10 protein-coding genes are annotated in these 15,803 nt (G+C 40.4%); 3 read left to right on the forward strand and 7 right to left on the reverse strand.

Annotation, left to right across the window (positions count from 1 at the left end; translation table 11 throughout):
- A partial coding sequence (gene htpG / locus Q1V93_RS01150; RefSeq protein WP_300660329.1) for a molecular chaperone HtpG occupies nt 1-1,760 on the reverse strand: 1,760 nt, incomplete at its 3' end.
- A 308-nt stretch (nt 1,761-2,068) separates the two neighbouring features.
- Between htpG and Q1V93_RS01155 the strand changes: the two genes are divergently transcribed.
- Together Q1V93_RS01155 and Q1V93_RS01160 are read left to right on the forward strand one after the other, a co-directional pair.
- Entirely contained in the window at nt 2,069-4,453 is a 2,385-nt protein-coding gene (locus Q1V93_RS01155; RefSeq protein WP_300660332.1) for a patatin-like phospholipase family protein, read from the forward strand.
- Nucleotides 4,454-4,528: 75 nt separating this feature from the next.
- The gene (locus Q1V93_RS01160) at nt 4,529-6,946 is read left to right on the forward strand and encodes an FG-GAP-like repeat-containing protein (protein WP_300660335.1); all 2,418 of its coding nucleotides are present in this window, start codon (nt 4,529-4,531) and stop codon (nt 6,944-6,946) included.
- On the opposite strand, the gene Q1V93_RS01165 is transcribed toward Q1V93_RS01160, so the two are convergent.
- Complete coding sequence (locus tag Q1V93_RS01165; protein WP_300660338.1) at nt 6,947-7,837, reverse strand: FkbM family methyltransferase; 891 nt, start codon at nt 7,835-7,837, stop codon at nt 6,947-6,949.
- Between the two features lie 294 nt (nt 7,838-8,131).
- Here Q1V93_RS01165 and Q1V93_RS01170 point away from each other — a divergent pair, with 294 nt between their 5' ends.
- Complete coding sequence (locus tag Q1V93_RS01170) at nt 8,132-8,449, forward strand: helix-turn-helix domain-containing protein (RefSeq protein ID WP_300660340.1); 318 nt, start codon at nt 8,132-8,134, stop codon at nt 8,447-8,449.
- A gap of 38 nt (nt 8,450-8,487) precedes the next feature.
- Here Q1V93_RS01170 and Q1V93_RS01175 read toward each other — a convergent pair whose 3' ends face one another.
- The 5 genes from Q1V93_RS01175 to Q1V93_RS01195 all read right to left on the reverse strand — a co-directional run.
- On the reverse strand, nt 8,488-10,110 hold the full coding sequence (locus Q1V93_RS01175; RefSeq protein WP_300660342.1) for an ATP-binding cassette domain-containing protein: 1,623 nt from the start codon (nt 10,108-10,110) through the stop codon (nt 8,488-8,490).
- 173 nt (nt 10,111-10,283) lie between these two features.
- A complete protein-coding gene (locus Q1V93_RS01180) occupies nt 10,284-12,482 on the reverse strand; it encodes a M43 family zinc metalloprotease (protein WP_300660344.1) in 2,199 nt (732 codons plus the stop codon).
- Nucleotides 12,483-12,949: 467 nt separating this feature from the next.
- A complete protein-coding gene (locus tag Q1V93_RS01185; protein WP_300660347.1) occupies nt 12,950-13,471 on the reverse strand; it encodes a hypothetical protein in 522 nt (173 codons plus the stop codon).
- The gene (hutH, locus tag Q1V93_RS01190; RefSeq protein WP_300660350.1) at nt 13,468-14,952 is read right to left on the reverse strand and encodes a histidine ammonia-lyase; all 1,485 of its coding nucleotides are present in this window, start codon (nt 14,950-14,952) and stop codon (nt 13,468-13,470) included. The genes Q1V93_RS01185 and hutH overlap by 4 nt, the downstream gene beginning before the upstream one ends.
- Nucleotides 14,953-14,956: 4 nt before the next feature.
- Nucleotides 14,957-15,803, reverse strand: an 847-nt coding sequence (locus Q1V93_RS01195; protein WP_300660352.1) for a His/Gly/Thr/Pro-type tRNA ligase C-terminal domain-containing protein, incomplete at its 5' end; no start/stop codon positions are given.

Here is a 15,803-nt window from a genome sequence, read left to right on the forward strand (position 1 = left end):
AAAAGAGATTCTACTTTCTGATGGTTTGCATTTACAACCAGGTTGTAAGATTCCGGGAACACCCCGAAGAAACCGCCACCACCATATTTTTGTTGTTCCATCATACGACGGATAAATTCGGGTTGAGTTACAATGATCGGAGCATCTGTTTCGCTCATGGATTTAAACTCCACTTTGAATTTTTGGTTATCAACAGCCGATTCAAACAAAGGTTTCAATTCGGTTTGCTGTTCTTCAGTCAATTTTGCAGGAAGTTCGCCTTCTTTTTGAATCAATTGATCCAGGGTATCTGCATCGACACGCGCAAAACTCACGTTTTCGTATGTCTGCTCGATTTTAGAAATCCAGTGAGAAGCAAGCGGTCCGTCGATCAAAACAACCTGGTAGCCACGATCTTTTGCTTGTTTCACAAACGAGAAATGTTCTTCAAGACTGTGTGTGTAAAGCGCTACAACTTTTCCGCTTTTATCCGTCTGAAGCGGAGCAATTTGCTCTTTCAATTCTTCGATTGTGTAATATTTTCCGTCTGTCGTTTTGATGAGTGCAAAGCTTTTTGCCTTTTCTGCAAATTTGTCATCCGAAAGCATTCCATATTCTACGAAAATCTTCAGATCATCCCATTTCGCTTCAAAATCAGCACGGTCTTTTTTGAACATTTCAGCCAGTTTATCCGCTACTTTCTTCGTAATGTGAGCCGAAATCTTCTTTACGTTACCATCGCTTTGCAAATACGAACGGGAAACATTTAACGGAATATCCGGTGAGTCGATTACACCGTGAAGCAAGGTCAGGAATTCAGGCACAATTTCCGCTACCGAATCGGTAATAAACACCTGATTCGAATACAAATTGATCTTGTTTCGCTGAACTTCTACGTTTTCTTTGATTTTCGGGAAGTATAAAATACCTGTCAGGTTGAACGGATAATCGACATTCAAATGAATGTGGAATAACGGATCTTCAAACGACATCGGGTATAACTCACGGTAAAACGACGTGTAATCTTCATCCTTCAAATCAACCGGGGCACTTGTCCATGCCGGTTTCGGATTATTTACCTGGTTCGGAACATCAATGGAAACACGTTTTACTTTTCCTTCTTCGTCTTTTTCACCTTCCGGAGAGTCGATGTATTCTACTTTCGTTCCGAAAAATACCGGAATCGGAAGGAATTTACAGTATTTGTCCAGAATTCCCTGGATACGCGGTTTTTCCAAAAACTCCGCAGATTCGTCGTTGATGAACAAAACGATGTCTGTTCCTCTTGTATCTTTTTCGATATCCGTTAATGTATACTCCGGAGAACCGTTACTTTCCCATTGAACAGCCTGAGCTCCTTCATGACGTGACAAGGTTCTGATCTGGACTTTCTCTGCCACCATGAATGCGGAATAGAATCCTAAACCGAAATGCCCGATAATGCTTTCCGCACCCTCTTTCCCTTCGTATTGTTTGACGAATTCTTCAGCTCCGGAAAAGGCAATCTGATTGATATATTTATCAATTTCCTCAGCCGTCATCCCGATTCCATTATCACGGATAGTGAGCGTTTTAGCATCTTTATCCAACAGCACTTCCACTTTCAGATCCCCCAGTTCGCCTTTGTATTCTCCTGTTGAGGAAAGTACTTTCAACTTCTGACTTGCATCTACCGCATTTGAAACCAATTCCCGCAAGAAAATCTCATGGTCGGAATACAAGAATTTTTTGATAATCGGAAAAATATTTTCCGTTGATACATGAATCTGTCCTGTTTTCATACTTATTTGAAATTTGGAAGTGCACCGACAAGCTTTGTGCCAAGGAGGTTTTTGTGACAAAATGACAGAGTTATATCGAAAAACGATGTAATTCCGCAATATTACGTCCATTTCATTTATAGCAGTGTGCTAATTCAACCCTGTAAAACCAATAAATTGAAGCACAAACCAAACTGTTCGCAATTCCGCAATATTACGTCCACACCTCATTCGAAAAACGACTCATATTTCAAACCTTCCCGTATAAAAAGTATTTTTATCTTGTAGTACAGAAAGATTACTTTTGTTGCATCCATAAACTCAAACCGGTGAAAGCGCTATTAATCACGTTACTTCTATTCCTGTTCTGTTCATCTTTCACTTACGGGCAAAAGGCTGCAGACTTTAATCCGGGTGACAAAATCGGGCTTTGTTTGAGTGGTGGCGGCGCAAAAGGATTGGCACATATCGGGATTTTAAAACTGATTGACTCTCTGGGAATCAAGATTGATTACATTACCGGAACCAGTATGGGAAGTGTAATCGGCGGACTTTATGCAGCGGGATACACCGGAAAACAGATCGACAGTCTTGCACGCACAGCAGATTGGGAAATCATCCTCAATCAATACGTTCCTGCCGACAATATCAACATGGATGAAAAGGACGAATATTCCAAATACATTGCAGAAATCCCTTTTGTCAAAGGAAAATTCAATTTCACAGGAGTCATCGACGGGCAAAGTTTGCAGGAATTACTCACCCGGCTAACCCGGCATGTCAATCACATTACTGATTTCAGCAAACTCCCGATTCCGTATAAATGCATGGCTGTTGATATCCTGACAATGAAACCCGTTGAGCTGGATTCCGGAAACCTGGCACTTGCCATGCGCTCAAGTATGTCTATTCCTACGGTTTTCAGACCGATTAAGTGGAATAATTACTTATTGGTCGACGGCGGAGTGATGGTTAATTTTCCGGTCAAACAACTCAGGGAAATGGGTGCCGATTTCATTATCGGAAGTTATACCGGCGGCCGCTTGCTGGAAGAAGATGAATTAAACACCATCAATAAATTGTTGATTCAGTCGAGCAGTTTTTATGGAATCAGAGAGGCGAAGGATGATATTGAAGCCTGCAATATTTTCAACAACCTTACCAAGAACATGCTTGAATACAATGCGGGAGATTTTAAGTATGCACAACGGATTATTGATAAGGGAATTCAGGTCGTAGGTCTGATTCGTCCTCAAATGATCAAATTAGCCAATCAGTTTCGTGCAGCGAACGGGAAATATCAAAAACCGGATCTGATCAATACAAATCCGCAGTTTATTGTCAAATCCATTTGTATTGAAGGTATTTCATCCGGAGAAATAGAAGAATTCATCCTCAAACGACTGAATTTAAAGCCTGGCGATACCACGACTTTTGAGGACTTGGATCATTCAGTCATTGATGCCTATTCCAACCGGTATTTTTCCAAAGTTTATTACACCATCGTCCAGGATTCAAGTAATCATGCGGAGATCAAGCTGCAGGCTATTGAAGATTTCAAAATGGCTTTCAAAGGTTCTGTTCATTACGATAACGAATATGGCGCCGGGATCTTCCTGAATTTCACGGGACGCAACTTACTCGGAAAGAATTCTCGGATTGTGGTTTCGATTGACCTGGCAGAATCCCTGAAATTCCGTGCAAATTACCGCAAATACATCCGGGCTTCCCGTTTCAGTACGTTTACCTCTTTCTACAATGAAAGTATCAAACAAAATTTCTTTACATCAAGTGGCGGACTGCAGGATACTTACCGGAACAAATACAACATGCTTTCGACTGCTTTGTCTTACAACATCAACGTAGAATCATCTGCTTATTTGGGAGTTATGTATGAAGTTTCGTCGTTAAAACCCATGTTTGAGAATTTAACTCTCAATGAAATACGCATCAAAAAGATTGTGGGGAACATCTTCAGTGTCTTTTTGAATTACCAGCGAAACACTTACAACAACCTGTTTTATCCTACTAAAGGAAGCAACTTGTTTTTTGAAAACCGTTTTGCATTGTTTACTTATGAAGACCTGAACGGAGAAGTTGCTAAGGAAGATTCAACAAGTTCGAGCGGCATTTCAACCCAGGCAATTCACATCAAATACAAATTCAATCCCAGTTACCGGGTTTCCCTGGTTTTCGAAAAATACTTTAAAATTACACGCAAAATAAGTATTCCGATTTCATTCAAGACCGGTTTTGTGATCAACCATTTGTATCAGATTCAACCCACTGACCAATATCCTGTTCAGGATAACAGCACTTCTTTTGCGGAATATTTCAATATCGGCGGAGTGAATACAACCTCCAGAAACGGTTCGATTGATTTATGGGGCTACCGGAATGGCGAAATCAGTACAAAGGCTTTCTATTCCCTTCGATTAGGCGTTCAATGGGAATGCATCCGGAAATTGTTTGTCACTCCTTATATCAATATTCTTTACAGCGCTGATGAAGTGGTTGATTTCGGCAACAACATCAAGCATGCTTTTGATTATTCCAAGAAAGACCCGAACGGCGTCTATGGCTACACGAATTCCATCGGATACGGAGTCAATATTCGTTTTAAAACAATACTCGGGCCAATCAATCTCAATGTTTCAAAGGTGAGTAGTTTCAGCAAACCAACGGCCTTTTTATCGATCGGATATTACTTTTAAGCAACTTAGCCTGTTCGGACCGGACTACAGTTTTTTCTTGCTAACTTTGCCGCTCAATTTAGCATTTCTATAAACATGAAGTTTCTTCTGGTAATCACCTTAATTTTTGGGCTTTCTCCATTATTTGCGCAATTCGGCTTGCCCAAATTAGCACTCTTAGACAAGGAGGAAAGCGTTATTTCATCTCATGTTGTGGATATTGACAATGATGGCTTCCAGGACATTGCCACTTTTAGCGGATCGAATGAAATAATTTTGCATTTGAACAACGGAAACCTCTTTAAATCAACTAACAGAATCAAATATATTTCTTATTACCAATTTGATTCCCCGCCTGTTATTGATTTTCAGGATTTAAATTCAGACAACCTGCCCGAACTTGTTTGTGCATACCGGGACTTATCCGGTCAATACGTCGTTGTTCTTTTCAAAAACTTGGGAAATGGTAATTTTTCTGAGGCGGACAGACTTGCCAGTCACGGAAGCGTTTCAGGCGACTACTTAAAAGGAATACGGATTTCCGATATTAATTCAGACGGTTTTTCAGACATTATTTATGTCGGAACTCACACGATCAGATTTCTTTTAGGAACATCTGATCCTTATGATTTTCTGAATCCAAACACCCTGTACAGCAATACCAGCTTATACATTTCCGGTTTTGACATAAAAGACTTCAATAATAACGGAAACGTTGAGATTATTTTCAACTGCACTAACAATGATGGAACATACTCCTATTTGAATGTTCTGAAAAAAACAGCGGGGAATTATACCCTTACCAACCTGATTACCTCAGGGTTCGATGAAGGTTTGGATAATTTCAGGTATGCAGATGTCAACAACGACCAATTGATTGATGTCGTTTATCAGAATAAGGTTCCTCAACTGATTGTTGGTATAAATAACGGAAACTTTCAATTCAATTTCAACTATAGCTCATCGGCCTTCCAATCTAACGCCATTGCATTTGAGCTTTCTGATGTTAATGGAGATTCATTCCCGGATGTTGTTTTGGCAAATGATAAAAACCTGACTTACTTCCCTAATAACCAGGGTGTTTTTTCAAATTCAATTCCTTCAGGTATTGGATTTATCTCTCCAAACCTGAAACTGCATTGCGCTGATTTTAATAATGACGGTAAAAATGATTTCCTGTTTCGGTATACAGATCTCCGGTTAACATTGAACACCGGAAACTCATACGGCTATACGACCATGATCAGGAAAAATGTTGTTGACTCGGATCTTTCGTGCCTGGATTTTGACCATAACGGAACAAAGGATCTGATTCTTACAAACTGTTGGATCCCTAATGAAGGAAACGCAAAATTTGGTGCAATCAATTTTTTCAATCCATCATCAAATGCGGCAATAAATCTTTCTTCCGTTGGAGATCTTGATCAGGATGGAGATTACGATATTGTAGGAGTTATCGGAGATTCATTGTTTGAGTTCATCAATCAGGGAAATAATTATGATTTTGCACCGCAGGCAATCACTGCTCATAATCTCTTCTCTGCTGTTGAATTATGTGATTTAAATAATGACGGTCATTTGGATATTTCATACGCCATTCATGAAAACGGCAACAAACTTCTGTTCCGGTTAAGGCAAGGGAATGGTTGGGGAAATGAACAATTGATCCTGCTTTCAAATGACCCCTTACCAAGTGAATTCAGGTTTCACTTTACGGATTTCAACGGAGATTCAAAACCTGATTTTGTCATTCCCGGTTACTATTACTTACGTATGTTTATAAACAATGGAAACGGGTTTAATGAACAAACAAAATTTGTTAGCGGAGACCAAATGCTACATCCGGGTTATGACTATACTTGCCTGGATTTCAACCTGGACGGCCATCAAGATATCATCATGTATACTTACGATGTCGATTATGCTTATTATCTGAGTGTGCTAACGAATGATGGAAACATGAATTTTTCCGGACAACATCTGACAAATTCCTATTCGATTGTTCCGGTTTCATTTCATTTCGCTGATTTTGATTCTGATTACGACCTGGACATGATGATTTCTCCCGATTTTTACCGTCTGGATTATTACGAAAACAGGTATAATACATTTGATATGAGCAATGGCCAGGAAGTTTCTCCCTACGCCGGAGGAGCTTTATTATTTGCTTCAGAAAACCTGGTTGGAAACGAATCAAAAGACCTTATTATTTCCAGGAGCGGTTCTATATTTGTATTTGAAAACCTTGCTATTCCCGCAATACAACAACCAACAACAGGAAGTATTTATCCGAATCCTGCAAGTAATGACATTACGTTTAGTGTTCCGTTTAGCCAATTGCAAACTTACACCGTCGAAATATTCTCATCCTTCGGAACGATCGAATTATCCGGAAACATTGACAATGAAAATAACAGTTTAGATATCACTTCTTTAAATCCGGGGATCCATATTGCTAAAGTTACGGATAACCAAAGCGGAGAAGTTATTTTCATCCATTTCGTAAAGATCTGATCAGGCTTTCAAAACAGGAACACAAATAATGTTGTCGTGGTTCGGAAGAGCTGCTGTGCTTTTGATTTCGACCAGTTTTCCCCTACGTTCTTTCGTTCCTTTTTGTTTGTAGAATGAATAATTGCCGATTGTCTGAACCAGTTTCATTACTTCTGCCGGACTCGGCCCGACTTCTTTTTCGCGTTTTTCGGAAACTTCAATGATGAAAACCGGCTGCTGCTTGCGAAACCAGTTCATTCCACCACGAATCACTTGCGGTTCGAAACCTTCCACATCAATTTTCACCAGCTGAATCGGTGTATTTTCATCGAACAAATCGTCTAAACGCTCCATTTTCACTTCCAATCCCTGCTCTTCCTTACTTTGAGAAATCAAGGATGCTCCTCCCCGGTTCACTTCCCAATTTTCAAATAAAACAGCTGTTCCCGTTATGTCTGAAAGCGCAACAGGAATTACTTCAACATTCTTACACGCATTCAGATCAATGTTTGCCTGTAAAATCGGAATGGTTTTCGGATTGGCTTCAACAGCATAAACAACTCCACTTTTCCCGACGTATTTTGAAGCAATCACCGACATCAAACCTATATTTGCCCCGATATCCAGGAACACGCTTCCTTCTTTCAAATAGGTTTGAAGCAGTTGAATGGTTCCTTTCTCATAAGTTCCCGTTTCGAAAAGTGAAAGCTCCACTCCGTTGTCAATGGAAGGATCAATAATCATTTGAACTCCGTGGATAGTTTTCAAAACATGCCTTCCAACCGATTTGGGATCGGGAAGAATTCTCTTAGGTAAACTGACAGATAATCTGCGAATTCCCTTGATATCCAGGTCGCGCAGAGTTGAGATTAATTGATGTCTGAATAAAAATGAACGCTTGGGAATACTCATATCGTTTAATCGAAATCTAAAAGTAATGAGATTTCGGGAAAATTGAGATAATGCAAAAAGGTAAATTAGCCTCTTTGTCATTTTGGCAAAATGTCGATTCGCAATATTACGAATCGCCAAACCAACAGAATGCAAAACCAGTAAAAAACACTAAAAATCAATGTATTAATCCCATTTTTACAATTTGCAATATTACGAATCGCGAAAAAAAAATCTCTAAAAAGATTCAAAAATGATTGGAATAAGTCACCTTTTTTCTTAAATTAAATAAGAAACTTTTAAATTTTACTACTCATGGGAGCTTCTAAAACAGACCAATATTCACAAAATCAACTCGATTCAGCCAGAATTGGAAAAGCTATTGCCGCACCTGCAAGAGTGGCTATTTTACAGCACATTCACAAACATACTGCTGCAACAAATAAAGACCTATGTTCTATTCTTTTACTTTCTGAAGCTACTGTTCATCAACATCTCCAGGTACTTGTCAGAACAGGATTTCTCGAAGGTAATTTCTTCGGTGACACACATGCTTACTTTTTCAAATCCGAAGCAAAGTCTGATTTAGACAAAATTGATTGGTTATTGCCCATTAAAAAAGGGTATTCCTAAACAGAATACCCTTTCTCTATTATTATCTTAAGCTAAGATTATGCATAAAGCTCTTCCTGCAGACTTGCAATTTTTGAGTCTTGTAAATAATCATCGTAAGGCATCATCTTGTCAATGAAACCATTAGGTGTAATTTCAATAATGCGGTTTGCAACCGTAGAAACCAACTCGTGGTCATGAGATGTAAACATCATTGTTCCTTCGAATGCTGACATTCCGTTGTTCAATGCTGTAATAGATTCCAAATCCAAATGGTTTGTAGGTTCATCCATCATTAAGAAGTTTGCTTTCGCAAGCATCATTCTGGAAAGCATGCAACGCACTTTTTCACCTCCGGAAAGTACCGTAGCACTTTTCAAGGCTTCTTCTCCGGAGAACAACATTCTACCAAGGAATCCGCGCAAGTTTACTTCTTCTTTCTCTTCATCCGTTTGCGCATACTGACGCAGCCAATCGATCAAAGACAATTTACTTTCGAAAAACGAAGAGTTATCATTCGGAAGGTAAGCTGTTGTAATGGTTGTTCCGTAAGTGAAATCACCACTATCAGCAGCCATATTTCCATTCAATACTTCGAAGAATTGAGTAATTGCCAAAGAGTTTTTAGAGATCACCGCAATCTTGTCGCCTTTATTCAATGTGAAAGACAAGTTTTTGAAAATGTATTCTCCTTCGTGCATTTTGGTCAATCCGCTTACTGTCAGAATCTGGTTTCCTGCATCGCGTTCCTGTTGGAAAGCAATTCCAGGATAACGACGGGATGAAGGCTGAATTTCTTCCAAATCCAATTTATCGATCAACTTACGACGGCTGGTTGCCTGCTTGGATTTTGAGGCATTCGCAGAGAAACGCGAAATGAAATCCTGTAATTCTTTCTTCTTATCTTCTGCTTTTTTATTCTTATCCGCGCGCTGGCGTGCCGCCAATTGTGAGGATTGATACCAGAACGTATAGTTTCCGGTAAACACATTGATTTTACTGAAATCGATATCGCAAATGTGCGTACAAACCGTATCTAAGAAGTGACGGTCATGCGATACAACGATAACTGTGTTTCTGAAATCCAGCAAGAAATCTTCCAACCAGCCAATTGTTTTCAAATCCAGGTCATTGGTAGGCTCATCGAGTACCAATACATCCGGGTTTCCGAATAAAGCCTGTGCCAATAGAATACGAACTTTATATTCAGAAGGAACATCTTCCATCTTCATGTAATGCTTGCTTTCGTCAATTCCTAAGTTACTTAGCAACGTTGCAGCATCCGTTTCAGCATTCCATCCTTCCAAATCAGCAAATTCACCTTCCAACTCAGAAGCGCGCATTCCGTCTGCATCTGAAAAGTCAGGTTTTGCATACAAAGCATCTTTTTCAGTCATGATCTGAAACAAACGCTTATGTCCCATGATAACTGTTTGCAACACTTCAAATTCATCGAAAGCAAAGTGGTTCTGGCTCAAAACAGCCATACGTTTACCCGGTTCCAACTCCACACGTCCGGAAGTAGGATCCTGTTCGCCCGTTAAAATCTTCAAAAACGTCGATTTACCGGCACCATTTGCACCAATAACACCGTAGCAGTTTCCTGAACCGAATTTGAGATTTACATCGTCGAAAAGAACGCGTTTTCCGAATTGAAGAGAGAGATTGTTTACTGAAATCATGAGAAATACTTGGAATTTTGGCGCAAAGATAACACTAATTCGGCCTTTAAAAAAAAGAAAACACCGAAATCCCTCATAAATATTTATAAATCATCCGATTAAAGTTCAAAGAGCAGAAAAGTCCAAAAGGTTCAAAGCTGAATTCTTTGAACCTTTGAACGATTTAAACATCACTAATAAACAACTACGCGATGAGTTGATTTAGCTGCTCCCTGAACTGCGTTCAGGAGATAGCATCCTTTGGCAACATCCATTGGAATATGAACGGTTTGTGCTCCTGAAGAAGCCGGAACATCTGTCGTAGAAACGATTGCACCTTTCAAATCCATTACAATCAGTTTCATTCCAAGCTCACTGGTTGGAACTTCAATCGTCAAATCAGATCCTGTAGCAACCGGGTTTGGAGCGATTGAAACAGCAGACGTTAATCCATTGTCTTCGATTCCCAGAGTACCCGAAATATTGAAGTTATCGAAATAGAAATTCGACGAATAATCCGAAGCACGGAATTCAAATCTGAATTTTGTTTTGTTGTCCGTTGAGTTCGGAGTATAGCTGAAACTAGCCGTTTTCCAATTCAAATCACTTCCAGGAACAAAATCTTCATTCCCCACATAGCCTGCCGTTACCAATGCAGCTCCTGTCAAAGTAAGTCTTTGAATCCAGGTTTTTCCACAATCTCTTGAAGAATAAACAATCAATTCTTCCGTAATTTCAGTACTTGTAATCGTTTTCGTTCCATAGGCATAGTCAAACGAGATGGTTACGTTAGAAGTATTTCTCAAATCGATTGCCGGAGAAATCAGGTAATCTTTCGCATTTCCCAAACGGTCATTGTGAAACCAATCAGGCGTGAAAGCCATTGCCGAACTAACATCTTTGTAATTATTTAATTTGAAGCAAGGTGTGTTTCCTTTACCTCCGCTTGTAACACGACTGAAAGAGGCATCATTGTCTTCCGGATTGTGAGAAATCCAGAAATTTGCATGTTGATTGAAATCCTCCATTCGAGGACCTGTATATTCGGCCCATTCGCCCTGGACGTAGATCATGTTGTTGATCGTTTTGGTATCTGACCCAACACTGTTTGAAACCGTTAGCGTGACATTGTACCACCCGGGAGCATCATACATCACAACCGGGTTTTGAGTCGTCGATGTTGCAGGATTTCCTCCGGGGAAACTCCAAAGCCAGGATGTTACACCGGCTTTCCAGGAAGCATCCTTGAATGCGATCGGATTGTTCACACAAGCTGTCATCACATTTGCATTAGCTCCTACGTTTCCTAGTGTACCATTCACATCAGCATAAAAATCGGCCACCGGAACACACGTTACCGGAGTCAGGGAATTGGTTCCGGTTGCAATCAAATTATCCGTTGTATACAAATTATTTCTTCCGCTGGTCGGTTGGTCCAATACATTGCGCATGAATTCCCCCTGCCCTTTTGTAAACATGAATCTGCAAAAAGAGTATTCCATGAAATTCTGAGCGTTGTCAATCACATCATTCGGATACCAATAATCAGACGGATTCACACCATCCACGCAGGAATTGGACGTGAGCTGACAATACTGCAAACCAATACAATTTGGTGTATCTTCGATGCCGTCATCAATGTTGCAATTGCTTGCCAGATTGGGCGTATTGGTATTTCCCCAGGTATGAGACAAACCCAGGTAATGCCCGATTTCATGACTTAAAGTACTTGGATTCACTTGTGTAGACGTACCGGTATTCCCGACATAATTATTCAAAACCACGACTCCGTCTCTCCAGAATCCGGTTCCGGTAACATCTGTCGGATAATGTGCAAATCCGGCAACATCGCCGTCTGCCATTGTTTTGACAACCCAAATGTTCAGATACTTGTCGCGATCCCATTGATTGATCTTGGAATAAGCATCTCCCATATTGGTATTGTGATTGTAAATGTGTTCGATTCCATTCGTACAATGTCCGTAAGGATCCAGGGTTGCCAAACGAAATTCCAATCCTACATCTCCGATAATCGAATCAAAAGGTGCCACGATCAAATTCAGATTCGGGTTCATTTTCTGGAAATCCTGGTTCAAAATAGTTACCTGATTCTGAACCTGCTGATCTGAAATATTTTCTGCTCCATATTCATGAAGAATATGAAACACCACTGGAATAATACGAATAGTAGTAGATTTTCCATTGACCAAACGGGTTTCACGACAGCGATTCACCAGTTTTCTGTAATCTTCTGCCAGTCCGGGATTCTCAGCATATAATTTGCGTTGTTGCGCTTCTAAGCCGCAACCCATTGGTGTTTCCTGGGCAACTAAATTTCCGGTTGAAATCATTCCCATCATCGAAAACACGCTGTAGAGTAATCTTTTTCGCATGTTGAACAGTTTTATAGATTTAACATCCTATCCCGATTCTTCGGGATCGTTTTTTGATTCATGACAGTGACTCTTACGAATCGGGAGCAGCAGTAATTTGTACATGTTTTAATCCGGATAAACCGCTAGCTCCAAGGCTCTTAAAACTCACTTGAAGCAAATGTAAATTAAGTATTTTTAACAATTTAGTGCTTGCTGATCTATTTAGCTGTGTGTATCGAATGACGATTAAAAGCGCTTTTCCGGAATCTAAACGGTATTGAATTTTGACCGAAATACCGGATACTACTCCTTTAATACACTGAAAGTTATCGTGAAATGAGTGAAAGCAGGTGGTGGAAGAATTGAATGATCAGGGAGCAAAAAGAGATTCCAAAAGCAAAAAGCCCAATCTGCAAACACAGACCGGGCTATCATATCAATTCATTGAAAAGGAAATGTCTTTTCAATTTTACATTTTCACTTATTTATTTCATCCATTTCAAATTCCGGCTATAAAGGAGCACGAATACTCCCGAAAAAACCAGGCTCATGATTGCTGAAGAAAGCGGATCTATATGCGGAGGCATAATGAGGAAAATCCCGCCGAAACTCAACAAACTATAAATGATATATAAATGAAATCCGAGCTTCTTTCCTCTGAACATCATCAGAACTCCTACAAAACCGGTTCCTGATGTAACTGCATTCACCAACAATACCAACCAATAGTTTTGCTGCTGATAAGAGGTTACTTCTGCCATCTGCTCCAGCATGTCGGCCATAAAAATCAAATTTTGATCGCGATTGCTTGAAGCCATTTGCATCATTTGATTATAGGCTTTTTCTATTGATTGTGCACTTGGCTCACCTCCGATCAGGGAAAACAAGACACCCAATAAAGCAAATCCAACTACAATAAAAGATAAAATGCATAAAACGGTTAATAAAACCGGTCTTTTTACAGGTTGTTCCTGTGGCTCATTGATCGGAGAAAAATAGTCGCTCATATTCCTGCTTTTACAAATTCTTTACTTGCCTGCATCAACGGATGCATGTATCTGTCTTCCGTAACAAACGGAACATTTTTTCTGAAATCGGAGAAGACTTTCTCTAATCGCGTGCTCGATTTCGCCGGTCGTCTGAATTCCAGTGACTGACACGCATGCAAAATCTCAATTCCCTGAATCGAGTAACAATTATCAATCACACGGAATAATTTCGTTGCAGCGTTTGCTCCCATTGAAACATGATCTTCCTGTCCGTTGCTTGAATCAATCGTATCAATACTCGCAGGAGTACATAACTGCTTGTTCTGACTCACGATCGAAGCACACGTATATTGTGTGATCATGAATCCGGAATTCAAACCTGGTTTTGCAACCAGAAATGCCGGCAGACTTCTGGTTCCTGAAATGGATTTATAAATTCTTCGTTCGCTGATGCTGCCCATTTCTGCTAAAGCAATTGCCAGGAAATCCATTGCCAATGCCAAAGGCTGACCGTGGAAATTTCCTGCAGAAACAACGATATCGTCATCCGGGAAAACAGTCGGATTATCGGTCACAGCGTTGATTTCGCGTTCCACGATCGTTGCGCAATGTTCGATCGTATCGTAGGAAGCTCCGTGAACCTGGGGAATACAACGGAAAGAATACGGATCCTGAACGTGTGCTTTCTCACGATTTGCCAATTCGCTTTCTGCCAATAATTCTCTGAAAATTTCTGCGGTTTTGATTTGACCAACCTGGTTGCGGATTCCGTTTACCTGAATTCCGAAAGGCTCTTTTCTTCCGTCATAACCATCCAGTGAAATCGCTGCGATCTCATTGAACTGTTTCCACAATTTTCGTGCATGAGAAATCGCATAAGAAGCATATCCCGACATAAACTGTGTTCCGTTCAACAAAGCCAATCCTTCTTTCGAACGCAGTGCAATCGGCTCCAGTCCGAATTTCTTATTAATCTCCTGTGAAGGATATTCTGTTCCTTCGAACATTACTGTTCCTTCACCCAAAAGCGGCAATACCAAGTGAGCCAACGGAGCCAAATCTCCGGATGCTCCCAAACTTCCCTGCTGGAAAACAACCGGATGAATGTGATTGTTGAAGAAGAAAACCAGGCGCTCCACTGTTTCCAACTGAACACCGGATGCCCCATGAGAAAGTCCCATGATTTTCAAAATCAGTAAGCGTCTTACGATTTCTTCCGGAACGCGTTCTCCCATTCCACAAGCGTGTGAGAGAACCAGGTTGCGTTGCAATTGTTCCAGATCTTCAGAAGAAATGGCAGTATCGCACAAACTTCCGAAACCGGTATTGATTCCGTAAATCAAACGATCGCTTTTCGCCACTTTCTCATCCAGGTAAGCACGGCATTTCAAAATAGCAGCTTTGGCTTCTTCACTCAAAACCAATGTGGTATTTGAAGCTAAGATTTCATCCAGTTTTTCCAGAGAAACCCATTCATTTGTAATGATAAAATTATTCATGGGACTAATGATTGAAAAACGCATACAATTCGGACTCTGTGAGTTCCTTTTGCTCCCCGCTTTCCATATTTTTTAATTGTATCTTTCCTTGGTTCAATTCGTTTTCACCGATAATGGCAACAAATTTCACTTTTCGGTTATCTGCATATTTAAATTGCTTCTGCATTTTCGCCGCAGTCGGGTAAACTTCACAATCCACCCCATTCTGACGCAATTTTTTGGTCTGTTTCATACAGTATGCGGCTTCCTTGTCGCCGAAATTGGCAAACAACAACGTCAAACCTGCATTTGTATCTTCAGGATATAGGTTCAGTTCGTTCAAAACGTCGTAAATACGATCGGCACCAAACGAGATTCCAACTCCGGAAAGTCCGGAAAGTCCGAACAAACCTGTCAGATCATCGTAACGACCTCCACCGCAAATGGAGCCCATTTTCACATCGTGAACTTTCACCTCGAAAATAGCTCCTGTATAGTAATTCAATCCGCGGGCAAGCGTCACATCAAATTCCACCTCTGCCCGTTCCAAACCAAGCTCTTGTGTTTGGTTCAATACAAATTCCAACTCTTCAATTCCTTTCAAACCGATCTCAGATGATTTCAGAAAACGTTTCATTTGTTCCAAACGCTCTTCGTTCGTTCCCGAAATTCCGAATAGCGGGGAAATGATCTCAATAGCTTTCTCAGAAACGCCTTTTTCGGTCAATTCCTTGATAACGCCTTCCTCTCCTATTTTATCCAGTTTGTCGATGGCAACAGTAATATCCACCAAGCGCTCCGATTCTCCTGAAACTTCAGCGATCCCGGAAAGAATCTTTCGGTTATTGATTTTAATGGTGAATCCCGGAATT

The organism is Fluviicola sp. (assembly GCF_030151805.1).
Lineage (GTDB): Bacteria > Bacteroidota > Bacteroidia > Flavobacteriales_D > Crocinitomicaceae > Fluviicola.

What these genes read in the sequence shown, in the direction of transcription:
- Q1V93_RS01160 (WP_300660335.1), top strand. Translation starts at nt 4,529, where the DNA reads ATGAAGTTTCTTCTGGTAATCACCTTAATTTTTGGGCTTTCTCCATTA.
- hutH (WP_300660350.1), bottom strand. Translation starts at nt 14,952, where the DNA reads ATGAATAATTTTATCATTACAAATGAATGGGTTTCTCTGGAAAAACTG.
- Q1V93_RS01185 (WP_300660347.1), bottom strand. Translation starts at nt 13,471, where the DNA reads ATGAGCGACTATTTTTCTCCGATCAATGAGCCACAGGAACAACCTGTA.
- Q1V93_RS01175 (WP_300660342.1), bottom strand. Translation starts at nt 10,110, where the DNA reads ATGATTTCAGTAAACAATCTCTCTCTTCAATTCGGAAAACGCGTTCTT.
- Q1V93_RS01170 (WP_300660340.1), top strand. Translation starts at nt 8,132, where the DNA reads ATGGGAGCTTCTAAAACAGACCAATATTCACAAAATCAACTCGATTCA.
- Q1V93_RS01180 (WP_300660344.1), bottom strand. Translation starts at nt 12,482, where the DNA reads ATGCGAAAAAGATTACTCTACAGCGTGTTTTCGATGATGGGAATGATT.
- Q1V93_RS01165 (WP_300660338.1), bottom strand. Translation starts at nt 7,837, where the DNA reads ATGAGTATTCCCAAGCGTTCATTTTTATTCAGACATCAATTAATCTCA.